Source organism: Streptomyces sp. NPDC007164 (assembly GCF_040634135.1).
Taxonomy (GTDB): Bacteria; Actinomycetota; Actinomycetes; order Streptomycetales; family Streptomycetaceae; genus Streptomyces; species Streptomyces sanglieri.
In genome coordinates, this window is sequence record NZ_JBEYFB010000040.1 from 1 (window position 1) to 24,221 (window position 24,221).

A 24,221-nucleotide genomic window follows, 5' to 3' on the forward strand; every position below is an offset into this window, starting at 1 on the left:
GACCTGCTGAAGGGCTGGACCGGCACCTGCACCACCTGCAACCGCCCCCTGCCCCGCAACCGGAGTAGACGCAGAACCTAACGAAGCACTACTAGGGTCTGTCCGGCGGATCAGGGTCGGTCAGGGCGCGGCGTCTGGTGCGGTGCATCGCAAGGCGCCGGAGCATTCTGATAGCGGAGCTATCCGGATGTTTCGGCAACGCCGCGAGGTGCCGTGCCAGACGCCGCGACCCCGGCCATGATCCGCCGGACAGACCCTAGTCCTGCCGGTTCTGCCGGTCCGTTCCGTCCGAACCACTGCCCGCACCACCGACAGCCCGCCGGCATCCCCCACCGGCGGGCTGTCGGCCCGCTGTCGGTGGACTGTCGGTGGCGGCTGGTCTGATGGTCGGCATGACGCGAATCGACAAGAACCCCAGGAGCGGCTCGAACGCCGTCGAGGTCCGGGGGCTGGTCAAGCACTACGGCTCGACCAAGGCTCTGGACGGCGTGGACCTCGATGTCCGCGAGGGCACCGTGCTCGGTGTCCTCGGCCCGAACGGAGCAGGCAAGACCACGCTCGTACGCTGCCTGTCCACCCTGATCCTCCCCGACGCCGGGCACGCCACCGTGGCGGGCTACGACGTGGTGAAGCAGCCCCGGCAGCTGCGCCGCACCATCGGTCTGACCGGGCAGTACGCCTCGGTCGACGAGAAGCTCTCCGGCTGGGAGAACCTCTACATGATCGGGCGGCTGCTCGATCTGCCCCGCAAGGCCGCCCGGTCCCGGGCCGACGAGCTGCTGGAGCGGTTCTCGCTCACCGACGCGGCCAAGAAGGCCGCGATGGACTACTCCGGCGGCATGCGGCGCCGGCTCGACCTGGCCGCCTCGATGATCGGCAACCCGGCCGTGCTGTACCTGGACGAGCCGACGACGGGGCTGGACCCCCGGACCCGTGGCGAGGTCTGGGACGAGGTGCAGCGGATGGTCGCGGAGGGGGCGACCGTGCTGCTCACCACCCAGTACATGGAAGAGGCCGAGCAGCTCGCCAACGAGCTGACCGTCATCGACAAGGGAAAGATCATCGCCCGCGGCGGTGTCGACGAGCTGAAGGCGAAGGTCGGCGGCCGCACCCTGCAGCTGCGGCCCTCGGACCCGGCGCAGCTGTCCGTGATGGCGCAGGCCATCCGGGAGGCCGGCCTGGACGGCGTCGCGGGCGCGCAGGCCGTCCCGGACGAGGGGCTGCTGTACGTGCCGATCCTCAGCGACGAGCAGCTGACCTCCGTCATCGGCCTGCTCGGCACCCGGGGCTTCTCGCTGGCGCACGTCGCCACCGCGCTGCCCAGCCTCGACGAGGTCTTCCTCGCCATCACCGGCGAGAAGTCCACTTCCGTCACCGACACGATTCCCGAGGAGGTCGCGGCATGAGCACGGCGACTCTGACACCCACGCCCACACCCACCGCGTCCGCCCGGGGCGGGGCGGTCCACGACGAGGGCCGGATCGGGCTGCGGAACAACCTGCGCCACATCGGGGCGCTGGTGCGGCGCAACCTGCTCCAGATCAAGAAGGATCCGGAGTCGATGTTCGACGCGCTCCTGATGCCGGTCATCTTCACGCTGCTGTTCGTGTACGTCTTCGGCGGCTCGGTCGGCGGCAGCATGGGCGGCGGCCGGCAGGAATACCTGAACTACCTGATACCCGGCCTGATGGCGATGATGGGCATGAACATCGCCATGGCGGTCGGCTCCGGGGTCAACGACGACTTCCGCAAGGGCGTCATGGACCGGTTCCGGACGATGCCGATCGCCCGTTCCTCGGTGCTCATCGCGAAGATAGTGGTCGAGCTGGGCCGGATGATGGTCGCCACCCTCATCCTGCTGGCCATGGGCTTCGCCCTCGGCATGGAGCTCCAGGAGTCGGTACTCGGGCTGATCGCGGCGATCGCGCTGTCGGCCGCGTTCGGCGCCGCCATCATGTGGATCTTCATCCTGCTCGGACTGACCTTGAAGACGACCCAGGCGGTGCAGGGGATGGGGATGCTCGTGCTGATGCCGCTCCAGTTCGGCTCCTCGATCTTCGCCCCGACGAAGACGATGCCCGGCTGGCTCCAGACGTTCACCGACTACAACCCGCTGTCCAACCTGGCCGACGCCGCGCGGGCCCTGATGATGGGCGGCCCGCTCGCCCACTCGGTCCTGGTGACGCTCGGCTGGACCGTGGTCATCACCGCGGTGATGGCCCCGCTCGCGGTCGCCAAGTTCCGCAAGAAGAGCTGACCCGGCGCGGGTTCAGAGGCTGTCGGGTGGCCTTCGATCGGAAAGCGGACGCGGTCTGGTGCGTGCGATTCCAAGGCGCCGAGATGTCCTCGGGTGGGGCCTCCCCTGCTCGAACGGAGTTGAGAGCTTGGGGAAGGAGCTACTAGGGCATTTCGGCAACGCCGGAAGCGTGCGTGCCAGGGCGTGGCCGCCCGATCAGAGGTCACCCGACAGCCTCTCAGCCCCGGTACGCGTCCGCGAGGGCGGTGGCCTCCTCCAGGGAGAGGCCGCCGCCCTCGGCGTACGCGGCCTCGTAGCCGGCCCGGCCGAGCACGGCCACGGCCAGTTCCTCCGCCCGTGTCCAGTCGTCCCGCTCCATCGCCGTCCGCACATGGCCCTCGGGCAGCAGCCCCCGGCCGGCCCCCAGCAGCCGGGCCGCCGCGGCGGTCCGCTGCTCGCCGCCGATGCCGGCCAGCGAGCGGGCGATGGCGACGAGATGGATGACGGACATCTGGGGCGCCATCATCTGCGACAGCCGGTCCGTGGACCGCTCCAGCGCCATCAGCCCCCGGGGCAGGGCCTGCGCGTACAGCCCCTCCTGGTTGTCCAGCCAGGCCGCCGCGCCCAGCACGACCCCTTCGAAGACCGCCCTGGTGTCGGACTGGAAGTCCTCGCGCAGCGCCGCCAGTTGCTCACGCGCCTCACCGGTGCGGCCGCTGAGGCCCAGCCACATGACCAGATGGAGCCGGGCGAAGGGCACCGCCCCGTGTCCCGCCCGGCGCCCCTCGGCGAGCACCTCGCGCAGGATCTGCTCGCCCTCGGCGCCGTGCCCCAGTTCGGTGAGCACGGCCGCGTGCCGGGTGCGCAGGACCGCCACCTGGGACTGGGCGCCGAGCTTGCCCGCGTAGCCGATCGCGGCCTGGAAGTCCTCGGCCGCCAAGGCGTACTCGCCCCGCCGCTCGTTGGCCTCCCCGCGGGCGGAGAGCGATTCGGCGGCACCCCAGTCGTCACCGATCCGGCTGAAGATGCGCAGGCTCTCGTCGGCGTCCGTGCGTGCCTCGCCCGCCCATTCGGGCCGGTTGGCCAGCACGTTGGCGCGCATCTGGAGGGCCTCGGCGAGCTCCCATTCGTAGCCGTACTCCCGGCAGGCGCGGACCGTTTCGTCCAGCAGCCGCGGCAGGTCGGCGGCCTCGCTGGTGAGCACGACCGCGAAGAACCAGAGCGATGCCGGAACCCGGCAGGTCTGCGGCTGGCCGGCCCGGTAGGTCTTCGCGATGACCCGCATCCGGGCCATGCCCTCCTCGTCGGCCCAGACGTTCTGGGCGTGGTCCGCGCTGACCATCTGGACCAGGGCCACCTGGCGCCGCGCCTCCGCGAGCAGTTCGGGCCCCATCGGCGGCGGCGCGTCGGTGCAGCGTTCGTGGATGGAGGGCGCCGGTTCGACGGCCGCGGTCCCGACGGGCGGGGCGAACGGGTCGGGGCCCAGCGCGGCGGCCGCCCCGGCCCAGTGCAGGGCGTCGGTGCGCAGTTCGCGCATCTGCCAGTACCAGCACAGCGAGAGCACCATGCAGAGCACCTCCTGCTCGTCGCGGGCGGCGACGGCGTGGCGCAGGGCGGTGCGGATGTTCTCGTACTCGCGCTCCAGGAGCGCGATGGCGGGCCGCTGTCCGGCGCCGCGCAGTTCGGGTTCGACGGTACGGACCAGCTCCCGGTAGAACACCAGGTGGCGCCGGACCACCGGATCCCGCTCCGCCGCCTCGTCGAGCCGGGCGGCGGCGTACTCGCCGACGGTCTCCAGCAGCCGGTAGCGCATCTCACCGTCCTCGGCGGGCTCGGCGACGACGAGCGACTTGTCGACCAGGGAGCCGAGCAGTCCGGCGACCTCGCGGGCACCCTGCGGCCCGTCCGCGCAGACCGCCTCGGCGGCGGCTAGGGTGCAGCCGCCCGCGAAGACGGAGAGCCCGCGCAGCACGGCACGTTCGGCTTCGTCCAGGAGGTCCCAGGACCAGTCGACGACGGCGCGCAGGGTCTGCTGACGGGGCAGTACGGTGCGGGCTCCGCTGGTGAGCAGGCGAAACCGGTCGTCGAGCCGGTCGGCGATCTGGCGCGGGGTGAGCATCCGCAGCCGGGCGGCGGCGAGTTCGATGGCGAGCGGCAGTCCGTCCAGGCGGCGGCAGATCTCCGCCGCGGCGGCCGCGGTCTCCTCGTCCGCGTCGGTCCGGAAGCCCGGCCGGGCGGCGGCGCCGCGTTCGGCGAGCAGGCGCAGCGCCATCGGTTCCGGCAGCGGTTCGACGGGGCGGACGAACTCGCCCGGGACACCGAGGGGTTCACGGCTGGTGGCGAGCACGGTGAGGTGCGGGCAGTGGGCGAGCAGGTGGTCGGCGAGGGCGGCGGCCGCGTCGATGACGTGTTCGCAGTTGTCCAGGAGCAGCAGCATGCGGCGCCGGGAGCAGTGCTCGGTGAGCCGTAGCAGGGGGTCGTTCGCGTTCCCCTCGGCGACCCTGAGCTCCTCGGCACCGGCGCCGCGCAGCACGGTCTCGCGGGCGCCGAGCGCGGTCAGTACAGCCTCCGGCACCGACTCGGGGTCGTCGACCGGGGCGAGTTCGGCCAGCCAGACGCCGTCCGGCCAGGTGGCCGCGACGGATTCGGCGGCCTCCTGGGAGAGCCGGGTCTTGCCCGCGCCGCCGGGGCCCAAGAGGGTGACGAGACGGGCGTGCGAGAGGTCCTGGCCCAGGGTCGTGATGTCGCCCTCGCGCCCGACGAAACTGGTGAGCCTGGCCCGGAGGTTGCCGTGCGGTGCGGCGGGGGCCGTGGGGCGGACGTTCGCCGGCGGGGCGGCCGGGACGGCCGGTTCCTGGCGGAGCAGTTCGGCGTGGAGCGCGCGCAGTTCGGGGCCGGGGTCGGTGCCGAGCCGGTCGGCGAGTCCGGTGCGCACCTCGTCGTAGGCGGCCAGCGCCTGAGCGGTGCGCCCGGCGTCGCGCAGGGCGCGCAGCCGCAGTGCCTGGAGGGGTTCGTCGATCGGGTGCTCGGCGCACAGCGCGACCAGTTCGGGCAGGGCCTCGTCCGGGCGGCCGAGCGCGAGGACCGCGCGGAGCCGGTTGCGGCGGGCGTCCAGCCACCGGGCCTCCCAGCGGGCGGCGGCGCTCAGGCGGTCGGGCAGATCGGCCAGTACCGGGCCGCGCCACAGGACGAGCGCGTCGTCGAGCACGGTCCGGGCCTTCACCGGGTCGCCCTCCTCCAGTGCCCGCGCGCCCTCCCCCGCGAGCCGCTCGAAGCGGTGGAGGTCGACGGCGTCCGGCCCGGCGGCCAGCCGGTAGCCGCTGTCCGCGGAGACGATCGCATCGTGGCCGAGGGCGCGCCGGAGCCGGCCGACGAGCGCCTGGAGGGCGCCCACCGCGTCGGCGGGCGGCTCGCCGTCCCACACCTCGTCGACGAGCGCGGTGGCGGGGACCACGCGGCCGGGGCGCAGGGCGAGGACGGTGAGCAGGGCGCGCAGCCGTGCCCCGCCGATGGTGACGGCGGTGCCGTCGTCGCGGAGTGCCCGGGTGGTTCCGAGGATGCAGTAGCGCACCGGCCCATTCTCCGTGACCGGGATCGACAGGCGCACATCTGTCCGCCCGTAACCCTGTGCGTCGTGTTCCGGATCGCTCGTCATGCCCCCACCCTTTCCGGAACCATCGCCCCGGCGCGAGACGTTTGTGACGTGTCGGCGGTACGGTCGGGCTCGCCGCCCGCCGCGCCGTTCCCTTCCGGCCGCCCGTCAGGAGTTCGCCGATGACCACCGCAAGCGCCCGCAGCGACCGGCGGATCAGCCCGGTCTTCCTCGGGATCGCCGCCGTGACGGCGGTGGCGGGCTGGGCGGTGTGGACGGGCACCGGGTATCCGTACGGGCTCGCGGTCTTCGTCTTCGTCACGGCGGCGTGGGTGGTCTCGCTCTGCCTGCACGAGTACGCGCACGCCCGCACCGCGCTGCACAGCGGGGACCTCTCGGTCGGCGCGAAGGGATACCTCAGTCTCAATCCGCTCGCCTACACGCACGCCCTGCTCAGCATCGTGCTGCCGGTGCTGTTCGTGATCATGGGCGGGATCGGGCTGCCCGGCGGTGCGGTCTTCATCGAGCGGGGGCGGATCCACGGGCGGTGGAGGCACAGCCTGATCTCGGCGGCGGGCCCGCTGACGAACGTGCTGTTCGCGCTGGTGTGCACGGCGCCATTCTGGCTGGACGCGCTGGACGGTGTCCCGAGGGAGTTCCGGTACGCGCTGGCGTTCCTGGCCCTGCTCCAGGTCACCGCGGCGATCCTGAACTTCCTGCCGGTCCCCGGGCTGGACGGGTACGGGGTGATCGAGCCCTGGCTGCCGTACCGGATCCGGCGCAAGGTGGAGCCGTTCGCGCAGTTCGGGCTGCTCGCGGTGTTCGGCGTGCTGTGGATCCCGGAGGTCAACCACGTCTTCTTCGACGCGGTCCGCGGCCTGCTGGACTCACTGGGCGTGAGCGGGACGGAGACGGAGTGCGGCCGCGCCGCCTACCAGTTCTGGGAGAACTGGAACCAGGAATACCCGGTCTGCGCCTTCGCCCCGTGACCGGCGCACCGGCCCTCAGCCCGCGGTCTGCGCGGTCTGCGCGCGGTGCCGGCGTACGTAGAACCACGCCATGTTGGACGAGAGCCCGGCCAGCAGCACCCAGACGATCCCGAGCAGGTTGCCCTGGGCGAACGAGATCACGGCCGCGACGACGGCCAGGACACAGACGGTGATGGCGTAGAGAGCGAGTCGGGGCATGGGGGCGGCTCCTGTCGGGGGCGGTGCGCGGTCCCGTCCAGTGTCCCCCATGCCCCTTTTCGCTCGCCGCAGGGTGGGCCGGGCGGCGGCTCGGGCCCGGACGGCCGGTGGCGGGTCCGGCTCAGACGTCGGTGGTACGGAGCCCGGCGTGCGCCTTGTAGCGGCGGTTGACCGAGATCAGGTTGGCGACCAGCGACTCGACCTGGTGCGCGTTGCGCAGCCGTCCGGCGAAGATGCCGCGCATGCCGGGGATCCGGCCCGCCAGCGCCTGTACGAGGTCGGTGTCGGCGCGGGCCTCGCCCAGCACCAGCACATCGGTGTCGATCTCCTCGATGGCCTCGTCCTGCAACAGCACCGCCGAGAGGTGGTGGAAGGCGGCGGTGACCCGGGACTCCGGCAGCAGGGCGGCGGCCTGCTCGGCGGCGCTGCCCTCCTCGGGCTTCAGCGCGTAGGCCCCCTTCTTGTCGAAGCCGAGCGGGTTGACGCAGTCGACGACGAGCTTGCCCGCGAGCTCGTCCCGCAGCGACTCCAGGGTCTTGGCGTGGCCGTCCCACGGCACGGCGACGATCACCACGTCGCTGCGGCGCGCGCACTCCGCGTTGTCCGCGCCCTCGACGCCGTGGCCCAGCTCCTCGGCGGCGCTCCGCGCGCGGTCGGCGGCCCGGGAACCGATGATCACCTGCTGCCCGGCACGGGCGAACCGGTAGGCGAGGCCGCGCCCCTGCGGTCCGGTGCCGCCGAGCACGCCGACGGTCAGCCCGGAGACGTCGGGGAGGTCCCAGGGGTCCTTGGCGGGCGGCTTGGCCGCGCTGTCACTGCCATTCGTAGTCATGGCTCCGACATTACTGCCCGCCACGGAAGGCGACCCGGTGTGGCCCCCGCGCTTCCCGTTCGGCTGGTTCGGGGCCGTTCTCCGGTGCCGGGCCCGGGTCCTGGGGCAGGATGCCGGGCCATGGATGCCGTACGTGTCGCCCTGCTCCGTGAAGTGCTCGCCGGGACCGAGTGGCCCGCCGCGACCCGGCGTTTCGCCGGGGCCCTGCGGTCGTCCGTGGTGCCGCACGGCGGCGGGCTGCTGCTGGTGGGGACGGCGGCTTACGAGCCGTGGCACCTGGCGGCCCATCTGGTCGACGAGTCCACCTGGTCCGGGCTGCCGGAGCTGGCGCCCACCCTGGTGCGCCACCGGGTCGAGCCGGGCGGTCCCGCGCATCTGGCCGTGGGCCTCGGCCGGATCGAGGCGGCGGGGCGGGGCGAGACGCTGCTTCTGGTGGCCCCGGAGCGGCCCGGTGCGGGGCTGCTGGAGCGGGTGCACGACGCGCGGCGCGCCGGGGCCACGGTGCTCTCGCTGAACGACGGCGATCCGGAGGTGCGGGGGCTGGCCCACGAGACGCTCTCGGTGACCGGCTCCGACGACGTCGATCTGGACACCGTGCAGCATCTGGTGAGCGCGGCGGCCGGGGAGAACAGCGCCCCCGCGCCGCGCGGCCGCCGCGGCTTCCGGGACCGGCTGTCCCGGCTCGCCGACCAGCTGACGGCGCCGCCCCCGGCCCGCTGGTGAGGCCGGCGGCGGTGCGGCCGGGGGTGGCGGGCCTGCCCTGAGCCCGCTGCCGGGCCTGCCCTGACGCCCGCTGCCGGACCTGCCCTGACGCCCGCTGCCGGACCAGCGCTGACGCCCGGTGCCTGGCCAGCGCTGACGCCCGCGGCCGGACCTGCCCTGACGCCCGCTGCCGGCCGCCGCGAAAATCCGTTGCGGTGCCGCCGTCGGCGTCTCAGCATGGCCTCCTGTGACCTCTGCTCCCTCCCCGGCCGCCCGGCTGGCCGCACTGCTGCCCGACCTCACCCCCCTGCGCTCCGGCGGCGATTTCCGGCTGCTGTGGATCCAGGGTCTGGTGACGTACTTCGGCAGCTTCATGGCGATGATCGCGCTGCCGCTCCAGATCAAGGAGCTGACGGGTTCGCCGCTGGCCGTCGGGGTGATGGGCGCGGTCGAGCTGGTGCCGCTGGTCGTCTTCGGTCTGTACGGCGGGGCGCTCGCGGACGCCGCGGACCGCCGCAAGGTGATCCTGGCGACGGAGGCGGGGCTGGGGCTGCTCGCCGTCGTACTCCTGGTGAACGCGGCGATGCCCGCCCCGATGCTCTGGCCGCTCTATCTGGTCGCGGCCGGGGTCTCCGCGCTCGCCGGGCTCCAGCGGCCCGCGCTGGACTCGCTGATGGCCCGGATCGTGCCGCACGAGCAGCTGACGGCGGCCGCCGCGCTGAATTCGCTGCGCTGGCAGTTCGGCGCGATCACCGGCCCTGCGGTGGCGGGGGTCACGGTGGCGTACGCGGGTCACGCCACGGCGTACGCGGTCACGGTGGTCACGTTCGCCGTCTCCGCGCTGCTGTGTCTGCGCCTGGCGCCCGCGCCGCCCGCCCGGGACAACACGAAGCCGTCGCTGCGCGGCATCGTGGAGGGCGCGAAGTACGCCTGGAGCCGGCCGGTGCTGCTGGGGACGTACGCGGTCGACATGGCCGCGATGTTCTTCGCCTTCCCGAACGCGATCTTCCCGTTCCTGGCGGACGACCTGCACGCCGACTGGTCGCTGGGCCTGATGTACGCCGCGGACTCGGTCGGATCACTGGTGCTGGGGCTGACCAGCGGCTGGACGTCGCGGGTGCGGCGGCATGGGCTGTTCGTGGTGTTCGGGGCCGCGGTCTGGGGGCTGGCGATCGCGGCGGCCGGCTGGTTCGGCAATGTGTGGCTGGTGCTGGTCTGCCTGGCGGTGGCGGGCGCGGGCGACATGCTCAGCGGTCTGGGCCGCTCGACGATCTGGAACCAGACGATCCCGGAGGAGCTGCGGGGCCGGCTGGCGGGCATCGAGGTGCTCTCGTACAGCATCGGCCCGCAGCTGGGTCAGGTGCGGGCCGGTGCGATGGCGGGCTGGACGGGGACCAGGCCGGCGATCTGGAGCGGCGGGGTGGCGTGCGTGGCCTCGGTCGCGCTGCTCACGGCCGCGCTGCCGAAACTGCTCACCTACGACTCCGAGACGGACGAGGACGCGCTGCGCAGACGGGAGGCCAGGGAGGCCGGGAAGGCCGACGACTCCAGCCCCTCCGCCGCCTGAGGGGCGGGCCCCGGGGACGGGGCCCGGCCTCCCCCGGTCAGGACTCCGGACCGGGCGGGGTGGTGCCCCCGTCGTGCCACTTGGGGTCGTTCTCCCACTCCAGGTTCCGCTCCCGCGCGGTGTCCATCGCGTGCTGGGCCTCCTCGCGGGAGGTGTACGGCCCGAACCGGTCCTTGGCCGGGCACTCGGGGCCCTCCTCGACCTTGTGGTGTTCCAGGCAGTAGTACCACTCGCCCGGCTTGCCCACCGTGCGCTTCTTGAACAGGGCCATCTCCGGCTCCTTCCCTCGGGGCCATGCTGCCCCAAGCGCGCTGGTTAGACTCGCTGACATGTCTGGCCAGTCGCTGCTCGCACCCGGGGAGATCACTCCCATCCGCTCCGTGCCCGGAAAGATCCGGCGCCCCGAATACGTGGGCAAGCCGGCCCCCACCCCGTACACCGGTCCGGAGGTGCAGGACGCCGACACCGTCGAGCGCATGCGCATCGCCGGCCGGATCGCGGCACAGGCGATGGCCGAGGCCGCGAAGCACATCGCCCCGGGTGTCACGACGGACGAACTCGACCGGGTCGCCCATGAGTTCATGTGCGACCACGGCGCCTACCCGTCGACGCTCGGCTACCGCGGATTCCCCAAGTCGCTCTGCACCTCGCTCAACGAGGTGATCTGCCACGGCATTCCGGACTCCACGGTGCTGCGCGACGGCGACATCGTGAACCTCGACGTCACGGCGTACATCAACGGTGTGCACGGCGACAACAACGCCACCTACCTCTGCGGCGACGTCGACGAGGAGTCCCGGCTGCTCGTCGAGCGCACCGAGGAGTCGCTGAACCGGGCCATCAGGGCGGTCCGGCCGGGCCGCCAGGTCAATGTGATCGGGCGGGTCATCGAGTCGTACGCCAAGCGGTTCGGCTACGGCGTGGTGCGGGACTTCACCGGGCACGGGATCAACTCCTCGTTCCACTCCGGTCTGATCATTCCGCACTACGACAGCCCGCGCGCGACCACCGTCATGCAGCCCGGGATGACGTTCACCATCGAGCCGATGCTGACGCTGGGCAGCCACGACTACGACATGTGGGACGACGGCTGGACCGTGGTGACGAAGGACCGCAGGCGCACCGCGCAGTTCGAGCACACGCTGGTGGTGACGGAGACGGGCGCGGAGATCCTGACGCTCCCGTAGCCGGCCGGACCCTTCCGCCTCGAAAGCGGCCGCCCTCCGGGCGGCCGCTTTCGCGTACCCGGTGCGCGGAACCAGGCGTATCGTTTTTACCGACAGACCGTCGGGAAGCTGTTGACTTAGGTAAGCCTAAGTAGGAGGATCGGGGTTGTCGACAGCGGTTCCGCGACATGCGGTCGCTGCCGATATTTCCGTCTCTTTCCGGACTCCCCGCCCCCTCTCGGTCCCAGGAGGCCCGCCTTGGACGCAACCGCCGCCACGCCCTTCTCGACGCTCATCCGTACCGCGTCGCACGAACAGCACACCGAGGCGGAGACCTCGTCCTTCATGAGCGATCTGCTCGGCGGACGGCTCGGGGTGGACGCGTACACGCGCTACACCGAGCAGCTGTGGTTCGTGTACCGGGCCCTGGAGGAAGGAGCGCAGACGCTGCGGGGCGACCGGGTCGCCGGTCCGTTCATCCGGGCCGAGCTGATGCGCACCGCCGAGCTGGAGCGCGATCTGGCCCACCTGCGGGGTGCGGACTGGCGCGAGGGCCTGGAGCCGCTGCCGGCCACGGCCGCGTACGCCGCCCGGGTCGCCGAGTGCGCACGCGACTGGCCGGCCGGATACGTCGCGCACCACTACACCCGCTACCTGGGCGACCTCTCGGGCGGCCAGATCATCCGGGACAGGGCCGAGCGGACCTGGGGCTTCGCGCGCAAGGGCGACGGGGTCCGGTTCTACGTCTTCGAGGGGATATCCAACCCCGCCTCGTTCAAGCGGGACTACCGCGAACTGCTGGACGCGGTGGACGCGAACGACCTGGAGAAGCAGCGCATCGTCGACGAGTGCAAGCGCGCGTTCGCGCTGAACACCGCGGTGTTCCGGGAGCTGGGCGAGGTGTTCCCGCTCAGCGCGTAGTGCCTCGTCCGGCGCGGCGGGGTGTCCGGTCCCACCGGTCGCCCCGCCGCGCCGTCGCGTTCCCGTTCCGTGCTCAGCCGACGTACGGGGCGGGCTTTCCGCGCAGGGCCAGCACGACGCGGCCGCCGATCTCCACCGTGCCGTCGGGCGCCGGGGCGGTGAGGAGCTGGGAGCCTCGGCCCTGCCGGATGTTGAGGGCGCGCCCCAGCTCCGCGCTGAGCAGCAGCGCCGCCGCACCGGTCGCCTCGTCCTCGGTGATGTTGTCGTCGCGCCGGGGGAACGCCCGCGCCCTGACCCGGCCGGCCGCCTCGTCCTCCCAGGCCCAGACGTACAGCCAGCCCTCTCCCGGCGGCGGGCCGGTGAGCGCCTCGACCTCGGCGACGGATCCGTACCGCTCCAGCGTGCGCGGGGGTGCCCACTCGGGGCGGGCGGTGATCCAGGTGAACTCGCCGTCCTGGCGGGCGAATACGTCCCCGACCGCCAGTTCCAGGATCTCCAGGTCGAGCAGCCAGGCCGTGCCGACGAGCGGGTGCCCGGCGAACGGCAGGCGCATCCCCGGGGTGTAGATGTCCACCTGTCCGCGCTCGGGGTCGTCGACGAAGACCGTCTCGCTGAAGCCGAGCCGGCCGGCCAGTGCCTGCCGGGACGCCTCGTCCGGGTGGCCGCGGCCGTCGCGGACGACGCCGAGGGCGTTGCCGTGCCGGCCGTCGGGGCCGCAGAACACCCGTAGTACGTCGATGCCCGCGGGTACGTCGAATTCGCTGTCGCTCACGTGGGCATTGAAGCACCGCCCGGGCGGCGGCCGTACGACCGGGCCGCCCGGGCGATGCTGTCACGCGCGGACGCGGACGGGTCGGACGGTACGGCGACGGCGGGCCGCGATCACGATCCCGGCGCCGGCCGCGACGACCACGCCCGAGGCGGCGAACAGGGCACCCCCCGGGATTTCGGAGCCGGTGGCGGCGAGGGAGCCCGCACCACCGACCGAACCGCCGCCCACCGAACCGCCGACGCTGCCGCCGCCCGCGGTCGCGGAGCCGCCCGCGGAGCCGGAGCCGCCCGCGGAGCCGGAGCCGCCCGCGGAGCCGGAGCCGCCGGCGGAGGCCGGGAGTTCGGCGTCCTTGTCGAGGGCGACCGCGACGGTCAGCGCGTCGAGTTGCTACCCGCCGGGTACATGCCGCCGAAGGCCTTGGTGCCGTCGGCGGTGAGGGTCGCCGGGACGGCCGAGAGGTTCACCACGCCGTTCTTGACGGCGAGCCGGCCCTTGGGCAGCTTCAGGTTCGCGACGGCCAGACCGGTGTAGGTGGAGACCTTCCTGGTGGCCCGGTCCTTGGTGGAGACGTCCGCGATCAGCCTGCCCTTGGTGCCGTTCACCTGGACCTCCATGCCGGACAGGGAGAGATCGAGGGTGTACGCGCCCTTCTCCTCATGGCCCAGGAAGCGGACCTTGCCGTCGAATTCGGCGTTCAGGGTCTGCTTCGCGGCGTCGAAGTGCCCGGTGGCGTCGGGGAAGCGGTAGCCGTCGCCGGAGGCGGTGGCGCCTGCCGTGGTCTCGACCCTGCCGTTGGCGATCGGGCCCGTGACGTACGAGCGGAAGGACTTCTTGACGCCCCAGTCCAGGGTGCCGCCCTGGATCGCGCCCGCTTCGGTGCCGGTCGGTCCGCCGGTGGACGGGGTGGAGGGAGAGGCGGGCGGGGTGGGCTTCGCGCTCGGCCCGGCGGACGGCTTGCCGGTGGGCTTCGTGGAGGGCTCGCCGGACGGCTCGGTGCTGGGTTCCTCGGTGGGCTTCTCGCTCGGCTTCTCGCTCGGCTCCGCCGCCGCCTTCACCGAGAGGGTGGCCGGGTCGAGCGCGTCGCCCTCCTTGTACTGGCCGTCGAAGGCCTCGGAGCCGGCCTTCGTCAGCGTCGCCGGGATGTCCTTGAAGAGCATCGTGCCGCCCTCGCCCCGGTCGGGCTTCACCGCCGAGAGGTCGAGGGAGGCGAACTCCACGTCGTCCTCGGTGCCCTTCGGGGTCGTGACGTCGACGGTGATCGCCCCGCCGGTCCCGGTCGTGGCGAGCTTCACGTCGGAGAGCGTGATGTCGAGGACGCCGCCGTGGGCGTAGAAGTTGACGCCGCCCTTGAACGCGGTGTCGGTGCCGTGCGTGGCCGTGTCGTAGGTGCCCCTGCCGTCGGTGAAGGTGAACGCACCGTTGTCGGCGGCCTGGGTGGCCCCGTCCCTGACGGTGATCTTCCCGCCGGAGAACGACGGGGCGAGGTACTTGCGGAAGGACTCCTTGACGCCCCATTCCAGCGTGCCGTCCGTCAGCTCCAGCTTCGGTGCGGCGGCGGCCCTGCCGCCGGCCGCGGCGCCGTCGTCGGCGAGCGCCGGAAGGGCGAACACGGTGGCGCCGAGGGCGGCCGCCGTGGCGACTGCGGCGGTGAGAACTGTGGGACGGCGGTTGGCTGCCATGGTCGTTGGTCACCTCAGGGACAGGGGTGGTGCAGGGGGGTCAGTTGTTGTTCTGCCGGGTGGTGCGGCGGCGGACGAGCCAGAAGGCGCCCGCGGCGGCGACGAGCAGGGCGGCGCCGCCGAGGACCGGGTACAGGACGGTGCCGGTACCGGTGTCGGAGGCATCTGGGGGTCGATGTCGAACGGCTCCGGATCGTGCTGGTGCTCGTCGTGGCGCTGCTGACCGCCGCCGCGGTGGCGGTCGCCGGGATCATCTCGTTCGTGGGGCTGCTGGTGCCGCATCTGCTGCGGATGGCGAACGGTCCCGGCCATCGCTTCCTGATCCCGGGCAGCGCGCTCGGCGGCGCCCTGGTGGTGGTGGCGGGCGATCTCGCGGCCCGTACCGTCGCCGACCCCGCCGAGCTGCCGCTCGGTGTGCTGACCGCGCTCTTCGGCAGCCCGTTCTTCTTCTGGCTGCTGCGCAGGACCCGTCGCAAGCAAGGTGGTTGGGCATGAGGACGCTCAGGAATCCGTTCCGGGTACGGGGGCGGCTGCTGCCCGCTCCCGTCTCCCCCGGCTCCCCCGTCGCCGAGGCGCGCGGGCTGCGGGTGCGGCTGGGGCAGCGGCCGGTGCTCGACTCCATCGACCTGACCGTCCGGGCGGGCGAGGTGCTGGCGCTCGTGGGGCCCAACGGGGCGGGCAAGTCGACCCTGTTGGCGGCGCTGGCCGCCGATCTGCCCGCCGAGCACGGCGAGGTGCGGATCGACGGGCGCCCGGCCGCCGACTGGTCGGCCGCCGAACTGGCGCTGCGCCGGGCCGTACTGCCGCAGTCCGCCGCGCTGTCGTTCCCGTTCCCGGTGGCGGACGTCGTACGGATGGGGCGGGCCCCGTGGGCCGGTACCGGGCGGGCCGACGAGGACGATCCCGCCGTGGCCTCGGCGATGGCGGCGACCGAGGTCACCGAGTTCGCCGAGCGCCCCTTCTCCGCCCTGTCCGGCGGCGAACGGGCCCGGGTCGCGCTGGCCCGGGTGCTGGCGCAGCGCGCCGGGCTGCTGCTGCTCGACGAGCCGACGGCCGCGCTCGACCTGCGCCACCAGGAGCTGGCGCTGCGGATCTGCCGGGAGCGGGCCGCCGCCGGGGACGCGGTCGTCGTGGTGCTGCACGATCTGGGGCTGGCGGCGGCGTACGCGGACCGGGCGGCCGTGCTGCACGGCGGGCGGATCGCGGTGGTGGGGCCGCCCGCCGGGGTGTTCACGGGCGAACTGCTCGGCGAGGTCTACCGGCAGCCGGTCGAGGTGTTCCCGCATCCGCGGACCGGGGCGCCTCTCGTCGTACCGGCCAGAGGCGCCTGACCGACCCGCCCGCAGACGCGACTTGACCATTGCTTGACCTTTCCGTGGGGCGTCCGTGGGACACCCGTGATCAGTATGTTCCCACGCCTGCGGGATGAGAGCTGAATCACTGCACGGGTGGGTGTCGCTCAGGTAAGCCTCGGTTAAGTTAGGTCCGCCTCACCAGCCTTTGTCCCGATCTTCTCCCGCTTCTCCTTCATCCTTTGTGGAGCCCGTATGCGAGCCGTTCGTTTCTCCGTCGTCACCGCTGCCGCCACGGTGGCCGCCCTGACCGCCGTCACGGGCTGCGCACAGAAGAGCGACGGCAAGGGCGACGGCGCCCTCCAGGTCGTCGCGAAGGACGACTCCTGCGAGGTGTCGAAGAAGAAGGTTCCGGCCGGTCACATCGAACTGGCCGTGCAGAACAAGGGATCCAAGGTCACCGAGGTCTACGTCCTGTTCCCGGACGACCGCATCGTCGCCGAGCGCGAGAACATCGGCCCCGGCACCAAGGCCAATATCACTGCCGAGATCAAGGCCGGTTCGTACGAGATCGCCTGCAAGCCCGGCATGAAGGGCCACGGCATCCGGCAGAAGCTGGAGGTCACCGGCGGCAAGGCGGCCAAGCGCAGCCCCGAGATGGACAAGGCCGTCGCGGAGTACCGCACCTACGTCCAGGCCCAGGCCGACGAGACGCTGCCGAAGGCCAAGAAGTTCACGGACGCCGTCGCCGCCGGTGACGTCGAGGCCGCCAAAAAGATCTACGCCGACTCCCGGCTCGGCTGGGAGCGCACCGAGCCGGTCGCCGAGTCCTTCGGCGACATCGACCCGAAGGTCGACATCCGCGAGGACGGCCTGGAGGACGGCCAGAAGTGGACCGGCTGGCACCGTCTGGAGAAGGCGCTGTGGCAGGACAAGAAGCTGGGCGCCGAGGAGAAGGCCCTCGCGCCGGCCCTCTACAAGGACCTGCTCGACTGGCAGAAGCGGGTCGGCACGGCGGACATCACCCCGACCTCGATGGCCAACGGCGCCAAGGAGCTCCTCGACGAGGTCGCCACCGGCAAGGTCACCGGTGAGGAGGAGCGCTACAGCCACACCGACCTGATCGACTTCAAGGCCAATGTCGAGGGCGCCGAGAAGTCCTACGAGCTGCTGAAGCCGATCGCCTCGAAGAACGACGCGGCGCTGGCCACCACGCTGGACAAGCGCTTCACGGAGCTCAACACGCTGCTGGACAAGTACCGCGAGGACAAGGGCTCCTACGAGTTCACCTCGTACGAGAAGGTCGGCAAGGCGGACCGCAAGGAGCTGTCGGACGCGGTCAACGCGCTGGCCGAGCCGCTGTCCCGGCTCGCCGCCGCGGTGACGAAGTAACGAGCGGGAAGGCTCCGGTCATGTCCGACCAGAAACAGGCCACGCAGTCCCCGGAGGAGACCTCCGGCGCCGCACCGTCCCGCCGGGCACTGCTCGGCTGGGGCGGTGCGGGGCTCGCGCTCGGCGCCGTCGCGGCCGGTGGCGCGGTCGCCGCGGTGGGCACCGGCAGCGACGCGGTACCGGCCGCGGACAGCGGTGCGGCCGTGCCGTTCCACGGTGCGCACCAGGCGGGCATCGCCACCGCCGTGCAGGACCGGCTGCACTTCGCCGCGTTCGACGTGACGACGAAGGACCGGGCCGAGCTGATCGCGCTGCTCAAGGAGTGGACGCGGGCGGCGGAGCGGATGACGGCCGGTCACGAGGTCGGCGACGGGGCGTACGGCGGTCTCGCCGAGGCCCCGCCGGACGACACCGGCGAGGCGCTGGGGCTCAAGCCGTCCCGGCTCACCCTCACCATCGGCTTCGGCCCCTCGCTCTTCGCCAAGGGCCGGTTCGGCCTGGAGGGCAGGCGCCCCGAGGCGCTCGTCGACCTGCCGAAGTTCCCCGGTGACAACCTCGACGCGGCGCGCAGTGGCGGCGACCTCTGTGTCCAGGCGTGTGCGGACGACCCGCAGGTCGCGGTGCACGCCATCCGCAACCTCGCCAGGATCGGCATGGGCCGCACCGCGATCCGCTGGTCCCAGCTCGGCTTCGGCAAGACGTCCTCGACGACGCCGGACGCCCAGACCCCGCGCAACATGATGGGCTTCAAGGACGGCACCCGGAACATCTCCGGTACCGACGCCGCCGCCCTGGACAAGCACGTCTGGGCCGGCGGGAAGGACGACGCGGGCTGGATGACCGGGGGTTCGTACCTGGTCGCCCGCCGCATCCGGATGCACATCGAGACCTGGGACCGCGCCCCGCTCCAGGAGCAGGAGGACGTCTTCGGCCGCGACAAGGGCGAGGGCGCCCCGGTCGGCAAGTCCAAGGAGCGCGACGAACCGTTCCTGAAGGCGATGCTGCCCACCGCGCACGTACGGCTCGCCCACCCGGACAGCAACGGCGGCGCGACGATCCTGCGCCGCGGCTACTCCTTCACCGACGGCACGGACGGCCTCGGCCGGCTCGACGCCGGGCTGTTCTTCATCGCCTACCAGCGCGATGTGCGCAAGGCATTCATTCCGCTGCAACGGCGCCTGGCGGCGCACGACGCACTCAACGAGTACATCCAGCACGTGGGTTCGGCGCACTTCGCCGTCCCGCCGGGCGTCCGCGACAAGGACGACTGGTGGGGCCGGGCGCTGTTCTCGTAACGGGTCGGAACAGAAAGGAGCACCGGAACGTGTTCAGCAACTTTTTGATCGGCCTGCGCGAGGGCCTGGAGGCCAGCCTGGTCGTCTGCATCCTCATCGCCTATCTGGTGAAGACCGGCAACAGGAACAAGCTGGTGCCGATCTGGATCGGTGTCGGGGCAGCGGTCGTCGTCAGCCTGGCGTTCGGCGCCGGGCTCGAATTCGGTTCGCAGGAGATGACGTTCAAGGCCCAGGAGGCGCTGGGCGGTTCGCTGTCGATCGTCTCCGTCGGCCTGGTCACCTGGATGGTCTTCTGGATGCGGCGTACCGCGCGGCACCTGAAGGCGGAGCTGCACGGCAAGCTGGACTCGGCGCTCGCGATGGGCACCGGGGCGCTGGTCGCCACGGCGCTCCTCGCGGTGGGCCGGGAGGGTCTGGAGACCTCGCTGTTCGTGTGGCGTGCGGTGCACGCCGCGGACGACGGCTGGCACCCGATGATCGGCGCGCTCCTCGGGATCGCGGCCGCCGTCGTGCTGGGCTGGCTGTTCTACCGGGGTGCGCTGAGGATCAACCTGTCGAAGTTCTTCACCTGGACCGGCGGAATGCTGGTGATCGTCGCCGCGGGCGTCCTCGCGTACGGCGTGCACGACCTCCAGGAGGCGGAGTTCATCGGCGGTCTCCACAACCAGGCGTTCGACATCAGCGCCACGATCCCGCCGGACAGCTGGTACGGCACACTGCTGAAGGGGACGTTCAACTTCCAGCCCGACCCGACCGTTCTCCAGATCACGGTGTGGGCGCTGTATCTGGTCCCCACCCTCGCGCTGTTCCTCGCCCCGGTAGGGTTCGGACGGTCAGGGGCCCTCTCGGGAGGGGCGACGGATCAGAAGGCGCGGAAAGCAACGGATGAGAAGTCTGAGGCCGATTCGGCTGGCGACGGGGCTCGCGACGGCGACGGTGCTGTCGATGACGGCGAGCGGTTGCGTGACGGTGCACGGCGAGCTGGAAGTGGTACCGGCGGCAACCAGGTCTGAGGCCGCGCGGGCCCTGAAGGCCTTCATCTCCGCGTACAACGCGGCGGACAAGGCGTACGACCCGGCCCTGGACGCGGACCGGGTCACCGGGCCGCTCGGCGCGATCAACCAGGCCGGGCTGAAGGCGCGGCAGAAGAACCATCCGGACGGCAACCCGGACCACTCGCCGCTGGAGCTGACCGACGCCACCTACGTCATCCCGAAGAAGGCCGGCTGGCCGCGGTGGTTCCTCGCGGACACCGACTCCAACCGCGACCAGGACGGCGGGAAGCTGGACAGCCGCTGGCTGGTCGTCTTCGTCAAGTCCGGTCCCGGCGCCGGGTGGAAGGCCGCCTACCTCTCGGTCGTCGCCCCCTCCCGGCTGCCCGCCCTCGCGAAGGACGGCGACGGCCGGGCCCGTCCGGTGACCGCGGACGGTGCCGGTCTGGCCGTGGCGCCGAAGGACCTGAGCACCCAGTACACGCAGTATCTGCAGAAGGGCGCCCCGGACGTCTTCGCCCCCGGCTCCGCCACCTCGGGCTGGCGGGAGACGCGCCGGACCACCCGGCGGGCGGGTTTCTCGTACCAGTACATCGACCGGCCGCTGGACAGCGGTTCGTTCGGCCCGCTCGGGCTGGAGACGGACGACGGCGGGGCGCTGGTCTTCTTCAGCAGCAAGCACTTCGAGCGGCAGACCGCGGCGAAGGGGCTGCGCCCGCCGCTCAACGCCGACGCGGAGGCGCTGCTGACCGGTGAGGTGCAGTCCACCCTCACCAAGGAGCGGGTCTCCAGCCAGTTGGTGTACGTGCCGAAGAAGGGGTCGGCGAAGGACGGCGGCAAGGTCGTCCTGCTGAACAGGCTGCCGGGCCTGACGGCGGCGAAGGGCTCCTGACGGAACCGGGGCCGCCGCTCGGCCGGCCCCGGCCGTGATCCGCCGGAGGATCTGCTAACGGCTCAGTGGCCAGGCCACCGAGTCATGGTCGAGATCGCTCTGGTCCGCCTCGTCCGCGTACTGCGCGCAGGCGTCGGTCAGTGTCTCCAGCAGGGTCAGCGGATCGGGCAGCGGATTCTCCGGCCCACGCACCCAGCGCACGTCCAGCTCACCGGGGAGCAGGGCCGGCGGCAGGAGCACATAGCTGCCCCGGCAGTGCCACCGCAGCCCCGGATGTTCGTCCATGGTCTCGGGGTGGCAGTCGAGCTCGCACGGCCACCACTCGTCCTCGTCCTCGGGCGTACCGCGGGTGGCGGTGAAGAAGAGCATCCGGTCGTCGCCGGAGCGGGCGACCGGGCCGACGTCGATGCCGGCGGCGAGGAGCCGCTCCAACGCCTGGCTGCCCGCGCTCAGCGGCACGTCGAGCACGTCGTGGATCATGCCGGTCGCGGTGATGAAGTTGGCCTGCGGCTGGCTGCGGGCCCAGCGCTCGATCTGTGCCCGGTCGGTGGTGGACTGCGTCTGCCAGGCGAAGGAGACCGGGTGCCGGGCGGGGGTGGGACAGCCGATGCGTTCGCACGAACATCGGTACCCGATGGGATGGGCGGCCGGCGCGATCGGCATTCCGGCCTCGGCGACGGCCAGGAGCAGCGCCTCCCGGGCGGTGTCGTCGACCTCGCTCTGCTGCGGTTTGGGTCGGCGGCGAAGCCATTGGGAAAACTTGCTCTCTGAGCCGCGATAACGGCCGAAATCGGCGCCCATCTATCCCCTTACCTCAGCGTTGCCCCTGCCCATGGTCCCACCATCCTGCGCCTCGGGTGGCCGGACTCCGGAAGCGGGGTACGGACGGCGCCGCCGCGAGCTGGGCGCTATGCCAGTTCTTGTCGTGAAATGACGGGTGCGTCTCGGGGAACCCGGACCGCGCATCGCACCTCAGGGCGCCAGCCCGCGCACCACGTGGTCGACGACGGCGTCCGCGTACTCGCGGGTGAGCGGGAGGGTGCGCAGCAGCCAGCGATGGGTGAGCGGGCCCACGAGGAGCTCCACGGCGATCCGCGGGTCGGCGCCGGCGCGCACCTGGCCCGCCTGCTGGGCGGCCCGCAGCCGGGCGATGTACAGCTGGAGCCCGGGGTCGAGCAGCTTCTGGACGAATGCGGCGCCGACCTGCGGGTCGACGATCCCGGCGGCGGCGAGCGCCCTGGTCGGCGCCTCGAAGGCGGGGTCGTTCAGCTCGTCGACGGTGGCCCGCAGCACGGTCTTGAGGTCGGCGGCGAGATCGCCGGTGTCCGGGATCCCCCGCGCCCCGTCCGCGCCGCTCTGCGCGGCGGTCCGCTCGCCGAGGGCCACGAACGCCTCCAGGAGGACGGCCGCCTTGGAGGGCCACCAGCGGTAGATCGTCTGCTTCCCGACACCGGCCCGCGCGGCGATGGCCTCGATGGTGGTCCGCGGATAGCCCACCTCGGCGACCAGGCCGAGCGCCGCGTCATGGATCGCGCGGCGCGAGCGCTCACTGCGGCGGCTGGCGTCGGGCACCCGGTTCTCTACCATGGCGGCCAATCTAACAGCGGGACGAGCCGGTACGTATCGTCTCCCGGCCCGACGGAACCACCCGATCGGATCACTGCGCACCGGGCCCCGGAGAGCGGACCATGGGCTCACGCACGCACCCGTGCGATGTCCCCCTCGGCAGGCAACCCCTGCCTTTCGTGAGGAGCCCTCGTTGCCTCGTGAAGCCACACCCCGCCGCTACCTGATGTGCGCCCCCGCGCATTTCAGGGTGACGTACTCCATCAACCCCTGGATGGACCCCAGCAAGCCCGTGGACCTCCCCCTGGCCCAGACCCAGTGGGAGGACCTGCGCGACCGGTACCGCGCCCTCGGGCACACCGTGGAGCTGCTCACCCCCCGTCCCGAGCTGCCCGACATGGTGTTCGCCGCCAACGGCGCCACGGTCATCGACGGCCGGGTGCTGGGCGCCCGCTTCGCGTACCGGGAGCGGTACGAGGAGGCGGGGGCCCACCGCGAGTGGTTCCGGGCCGGCGGCTTCACCGAGATCCATGAGCCGGACCACGTCAACGAGGGCGAGGGCGACTTCGCGGTCACCTCGTCGTACGTGCTGGCCGGGCGGGGCTTCCGGTCCAGTCCGCTCTCGCACGGCGAGGCGCAGGAGTTCTTCGGGCGCCCGGTGATCGGGCTCGATCTGGTCGACCCGCGCTACTACCACCTGGACACGGCGCTGTCCGTGCTCGACGACGCGGGCGACGAGATCATGTACTACCCGGGCGCGTTCTCGCCGGGCAGCCGGTCGGTGCTGGCGCGGCTCTTCCCGGACGCGCTGATCGCCGAGGAGGCGGACGCCGCGGCGCTCGGGCTGAACGCGGTGAGCGACGGTCTCCACGTGCTGCTGCCGCAGGCCGCGACGGGGCTCTTCGATCCGCTGCGGGCGCGGGGCTTCGAGCCGGTGCCGATGGACCTGGGCGAGCTGCTCAAGGGCGGCGGCAGCGTGAAGTGCTGCACGCAGGAGCTGCGGGGGTGACCCGGCGGGTGGCCCTCAGGTGTTCTCGCCGGGCGGCCACTCGTCGCCCCACGCGACGTCCCGGGCAGCCCGGTACAGCCCGCCGTGCCGCTTGGTGACCGTGGCGCGCCGCAGGGCCTCGTCGCGGGTGCACAGGTCCAGCAGCACCTGCCCCTTGCGGATCTGCGGCTTGCGGGTGACCCGCGCCGGCACGGGCTGTGTCCCGAAGCGGGTCGCCGCCACATAGCTGAACTTCTCGTCCTCGTAGGGCAGCGAGCCGCCCTTGACCCGCCGGTGCAGCGAGGAGCGGCTGACCCGGGCCGAGAAGTGGCACCAGTCGGTGCCCGGCTCGATCGGGCAGGCGTCGCTGTGCGGGCAGGGCGCAGCGACCGTCAGCCCGGCGGCGATCAGCCGGTCGCGGGCCTCGATGATCCGGGCGTAGCCGTCGGGGGTGCCGGGTTCGACGATCACGACCGCCTGCGCGGCGGCCGCCGCGCTGTCGACGAGGGCGGTCCGGGCGTCCGCGGTCAGTTCCTTGAGTACGTAGGAGACGGTGACCAGGTCCGTGGGGGCGAGTTCGAGGCCGGCGCCGATCCGGGCCCGGCGCCACTCGGCGGCGCGCAGCGCGGGGATGCCGGAGAGTCCGGCCAGTTCGCGGCCGAGGGCGAGCGCGGGCTCGGCCCAGTCCAGCACCTCTGTGCGCGGCCCCTCCGCCTCCCAGGCCCCTGCCACGGCCCAGCTCGCCGCTCCGGTGCCGCCGCCGACGTCGGTGTGGGTGGCGGGCGTCCAGTCGGGGGCGGCCTCCCGGAGCGCGGCGAGTGCGGACCGTACCGCTTCGAAGGTGGCGGGCATCCGGTACGCGGCGTACGCGGCGACATCGGAGCGGTCGCGGAGCACCGGGGCGTCGGTCGGGGTGGTCCCGCGGTAGTTGGCGATGAGCCGTTCGACGGCCTGGGCGGCCTGCTTGGGCGGCAGCCCGTCGAGCAGTCCGGCGAGTGCCGCGCGCAGGACTTCCGCGGTGGGGAGGGTGGCGTTCACCGACAAATTGTAGGCAAAGCCGACGGACCAGTCTCCGCCCCGGTATCCGCGCGGAACTGCACGGAATCCGAACTGCCGCGATGCCCACCCAAGTTGCTACGCTGACCGCCGC

The 24,221-nt window shown here is 72.4% G+C and carries 21 protein-coding genes and 3 pseudogenes; 14 read left to right on the forward strand and 10 right to left on the reverse strand.

Annotation, left to right across the window (positions count from 1 at the left end; translation table 11 throughout):
* Window positions 1-383 precede the first annotated feature (383 nt).
* Window positions 384-1,406, forward strand: a complete 1,023-nt coding sequence (locus tag ABZ622_RS32820) for an ATP-binding cassette domain-containing protein (RefSeq protein ID WP_360549593.1) — start codon at window positions 384-386, stop codon at window positions 1,404-1,406.
* The gene (locus ABZ622_RS32825) at window positions 1,403-2,257 is read left to right on the forward strand and encodes an ABC transporter permease (RefSeq protein WP_360549484.1); all 855 of its coding nucleotides are present in this window, start codon (window positions 1,403-1,405) and stop codon (window positions 2,255-2,257) included. Before ABZ622_RS32820 ends, ABZ622_RS32825 begins: the two co-directional genes overlap by 4 nt.
* Window positions 2,258-2,474: 217 nt before the next feature.
* Here ABZ622_RS32825 and ABZ622_RS32830 read toward each other — a convergent pair whose 3' ends face one another.
* The gene (locus tag ABZ622_RS32830) at window positions 2,475-5,807 is read right to left on the reverse strand and encodes a BTAD domain-containing putative transcriptional regulator (RefSeq protein ID WP_360549595.1); all 3,333 of its coding nucleotides are present in this window, start codon (window positions 5,805-5,807) and stop codon (window positions 2,475-2,477) included.
* A gap of 203 nt (window positions 5,808-6,010) precedes the next feature.
* Between ABZ622_RS32830 and ABZ622_RS32835 the strand changes: the two genes are divergently transcribed.
* Window positions 6,011-6,817: a site-2 protease family protein gene (locus ABZ622_RS32835; RefSeq protein ID WP_360549486.1), complete on the forward strand. Its 807-nt coding sequence runs from the start codon at window positions 6,011-6,013 to the stop codon at window positions 6,815-6,817.
* A 15-nt stretch (window positions 6,818-6,832) separates the two neighbouring features.
* Here ABZ622_RS32835 and ABZ622_RS32840 read toward each other — a convergent pair whose 3' ends face one another.
* Together ABZ622_RS32840 and npdG are read right to left on the reverse strand one after the other, a co-directional pair.
* Window positions 6,833-7,015 (reverse strand): hypothetical protein, encoded by a 183-nt coding sequence (locus tag ABZ622_RS32840; protein ID WP_259929713.1) that lies wholly within the window; start codon window positions 7,013-7,015, stop codon window positions 6,833-6,835.
* 121 nt (window positions 7,016-7,136) lie between these two features.
* On the reverse strand, window positions 7,137-7,847 hold the full coding sequence (gene npdG / locus ABZ622_RS32845; protein ID WP_360549489.1) for an NADPH-dependent F420 reductase: 711 nt from the start codon (window positions 7,845-7,847) through the stop codon (window positions 7,137-7,139).
* Window positions 7,848-7,967: 120 nt separating this feature from the next.
* Between npdG and ABZ622_RS32850 the strand changes: the two genes are divergently transcribed.
* Both ABZ622_RS32850 and ABZ622_RS32855 read left to right on the forward strand, forming a co-directional pair.
* On the forward strand, window positions 7,968-8,570 hold the full coding sequence (locus ABZ622_RS32850; protein WP_360549491.1) for a hypothetical protein: 603 nt from the start codon (window positions 7,968-7,970) through the stop codon (window positions 8,568-8,570).
* A gap of 226 nt (window positions 8,571-8,796) precedes the next feature.
* A complete protein-coding gene (locus tag ABZ622_RS32855; protein WP_360549493.1) occupies window positions 8,797-10,116 on the forward strand; it encodes an MFS transporter in 1,320 nt (439 codons plus the stop codon).
* Window positions 10,117-10,153: 37 nt separating this feature from the next.
* Here the strand turns inward: ABZ622_RS32855 and ABZ622_RS32860 are convergent, their stop codons facing one another.
* Window positions 10,154-10,387, reverse strand: coding sequence for a hypothetical protein (locus tag ABZ622_RS32860; protein ID WP_124718011.1), 234 nt, complete (start codon window positions 10,385-10,387; stop codon window positions 10,154-10,156).
* A gap of 58 nt (window positions 10,388-10,445) precedes the next feature.
* On the opposite strand from ABZ622_RS32860, the gene map reads away from it, so the two are divergent.
* The gene (gene map, locus ABZ622_RS32865) at window positions 10,446-11,303 is read left to right on the forward strand and encodes a type I methionyl aminopeptidase (protein WP_360549495.1); all 858 of its coding nucleotides are present in this window, start codon (window positions 10,446-10,448) and stop codon (window positions 11,301-11,303) included.
* Between the two features lie 237 nt (window positions 11,304-11,540).
* Window positions 11,541-12,203 (forward strand): biliverdin-producing heme oxygenase, encoded by a 663-nt coding sequence (locus ABZ622_RS32870; RefSeq protein ID WP_360549497.1) that lies wholly within the window; start codon window positions 11,541-11,543, stop codon window positions 12,201-12,203.
* A gap of 73 nt (window positions 12,204-12,276) precedes the next feature.
* On the opposite strand, the gene ABZ622_RS32875 is transcribed toward ABZ622_RS32870, so the two are convergent.
* The 3 genes and pseudogenes from ABZ622_RS32875 to ABZ622_RS32885 form a co-directional block, all read right to left on the reverse strand.
* Window positions 12,277-12,975, reverse strand: coding sequence for a PhzF family phenazine biosynthesis protein (locus ABZ622_RS32875; RefSeq protein ID WP_360549499.1), 699 nt, complete (start codon window positions 12,973-12,975; stop codon window positions 12,277-12,279).
* Between the two features lie 60 nt (window positions 12,976-13,035).
* A pseudogene (locus ABZ622_RS32880) lies at window positions 13,036-14,654 on the reverse strand (HtaA domain-containing protein).
* Window positions 14,655-14,694: 40 nt separating this feature from the next.
* Window positions 14,695-14,796: pseudogene (locus tag ABZ622_RS32885) on the reverse strand (hypothetical protein); the annotation flags it as partial.
* A gap of 17 nt (window positions 14,797-14,813) precedes the next feature.
* On the opposite strand from ABZ622_RS32885, the pseudogene ABZ622_RS32890 reads away from it, so the two are divergent.
* The 6 genes and pseudogenes from ABZ622_RS32890 to ABZ622_RS32915 all read left to right on the forward strand — a co-directional run.
* Window positions 14,814-15,149: pseudogene (locus ABZ622_RS32890) on the forward strand (iron ABC transporter permease); the annotation flags it as partial.
* The gene (locus tag ABZ622_RS32895; protein ID WP_360549501.1) at window positions 15,146-15,985 is read left to right on the forward strand and encodes a heme ABC transporter ATP-binding protein; all 840 of its coding nucleotides are present in this window, start codon (window positions 15,146-15,148) and stop codon (window positions 15,983-15,985) included. The pseudogene ABZ622_RS32890 and the gene ABZ622_RS32895, both read left to right, overlap by 4 nt.
* 216 nt (window positions 15,986-16,201) lie before the next feature.
* Entirely contained in the window at window positions 16,202-17,338 is a 1,137-nt protein-coding gene (gene efeO, locus ABZ622_RS32900; protein ID WP_360549503.1) for an iron uptake system protein EfeO, read from the forward strand.
* Between the two features lie 20 nt (window positions 17,339-17,358).
* Window positions 17,359-18,633, forward strand: coding sequence for an iron uptake transporter deferrochelatase/peroxidase subunit (gene efeB / locus ABZ622_RS32905; RefSeq protein ID WP_360549505.1), 1,275 nt, complete (start codon window positions 17,359-17,361; stop codon window positions 18,631-18,633).
* 29 nt (window positions 18,634-18,662) lie between these two features.
* Window positions 18,663-19,646 carry an iron uptake transporter permease EfeU gene (gene efeU, locus ABZ622_RS32910; RefSeq protein WP_360549507.1) on the forward strand — a complete coding sequence of 328 codons (984 nt, stop codon included), beginning with the start codon at window positions 18,663-18,665 and terminating at the stop codon, window positions 19,644-19,646.
* Entirely contained in the window at window positions 19,579-20,517 is a 939-nt protein-coding gene (locus ABZ622_RS32915) for a hypothetical protein (protein ID WP_360549509.1), read from the forward strand. Before efeU ends, ABZ622_RS32915 begins: the two co-directional genes overlap by 68 nt.
* A gap of 54 nt (window positions 20,518-20,571) precedes the next feature.
* Here ABZ622_RS32915 and ABZ622_RS32920 read toward each other — a convergent pair whose 3' ends face one another.
* Window positions 20,572-21,318: a bifunctional DNA primase/polymerase gene (locus tag ABZ622_RS32920; RefSeq protein ID WP_360549511.1), complete on the reverse strand. Its 747-nt coding sequence runs from the start codon at window positions 21,316-21,318 to the stop codon at window positions 20,572-20,574.
* A 171-nt stretch (window positions 21,319-21,489) separates the two neighbouring features.
* Window positions 21,490-22,104, reverse strand: a complete 615-nt coding sequence (locus tag ABZ622_RS32925) for a TetR/AcrR family transcriptional regulator (RefSeq protein ID WP_360549513.1) — start codon at window positions 22,102-22,104, stop codon at window positions 21,490-21,492.
* Between the two features lie 172 nt (window positions 22,105-22,276).
* Between ABZ622_RS32925 and ddaH the strand changes: the two genes are divergently transcribed.
* Complete coding sequence (gene ddaH, locus ABZ622_RS32930) at window positions 22,277-23,092, forward strand: dimethylargininase (protein ID WP_360549515.1); 816 nt, start codon at window positions 22,277-22,279, stop codon at window positions 23,090-23,092.
* A 15-nt stretch (window positions 23,093-23,107) separates the two neighbouring features.
* On the opposite strand, the gene ABZ622_RS32935 is transcribed toward ddaH, so the two are convergent.
* Window positions 23,108-24,109, reverse strand: a complete 1,002-nt coding sequence (locus tag ABZ622_RS32935; protein ID WP_360549517.1) for a small ribosomal subunit Rsm22 family protein — start codon at window positions 24,107-24,109, stop codon at window positions 23,108-23,110.
* Window positions 24,110-24,221: the final 112 nt, after the last annotated feature.

Bases quoted from the DNA above. Each gene is read 5' to 3' on its own strand.
- ABZ622_RS32820 (WP_360549593.1), top strand. From the start codon at position 384: ATGGTCGGCATGACGCGAATCGACAAGAACCCCAGGAGCGGCTCGAAC.
- ABZ622_RS32825 (WP_360549484.1), top strand. From the start codon at position 1,403: ATGAGCACGGCGACTCTGACACCCACGCCCACACCCACCGCGTCCGCC.
- ABZ622_RS32835 (WP_360549486.1), top strand. From the start codon at position 6,011: ATGACCACCGCAAGCGCCCGCAGCGACCGGCGGATCAGCCCGGTCTTC.
- ABZ622_RS32840 (WP_259929713.1), bottom strand. From the start codon at position 7,015: ATGCCCCGACTCGCTCTCTACGCCATCACCGTCTGTGTCCTGGCCGTC.
- npdG (WP_360549489.1), bottom strand. From the start codon at position 7,847: ATGACTACGAATGGCAGTGACAGCGCGGCCAAGCCGCCCGCCAAGGAC.
- ABZ622_RS32850 (WP_360549491.1), top strand. From the start codon at position 7,968: ATGGATGCCGTACGTGTCGCCCTGCTCCGTGAAGTGCTCGCCGGGACC.
- ABZ622_RS32860 (WP_124718011.1), bottom strand. From the start codon at position 10,387: ATGGCCCTGTTCAAGAAGCGCACGGTGGGCAAGCCGGGCGAGTGGTAC.
- map (WP_360549495.1), top strand. From the start codon at position 10,446: ATGTCTGGCCAGTCGCTGCTCGCACCCGGGGAGATCACTCCCATCCGC.
- ABZ622_RS32895 (WP_360549501.1), top strand. From the start codon at position 15,146: ATGAGGACGCTCAGGAATCCGTTCCGGGTACGGGGGCGGCTGCTGCCC.
- efeO (WP_360549503.1), top strand. From the start codon at position 16,202: ATGCGAGCCGTTCGTTTCTCCGTCGTCACCGCTGCCGCCACGGTGGCC.
- efeB (WP_360549505.1), top strand. From the start codon at position 17,359: ATGTCCGACCAGAAACAGGCCACGCAGTCCCCGGAGGAGACCTCCGGC.
- ABZ622_RS32915 (WP_360549509.1), top strand. From the start codon at position 19,579: ATGACGGCGAGCGGTTGCGTGACGGTGCACGGCGAGCTGGAAGTGGTA.
- ABZ622_RS32920 (WP_360549511.1), bottom strand. From the start codon at position 21,318: ATGGGCGCCGATTTCGGCCGTTATCGCGGCTCAGAGAGCAAGTTTTCC.
- ABZ622_RS32925 (WP_360549513.1), bottom strand. From the start codon at position 22,104: ATGGTAGAGAACCGGGTGCCCGACGCCAGCCGCCGCAGTGAGCGCTCG.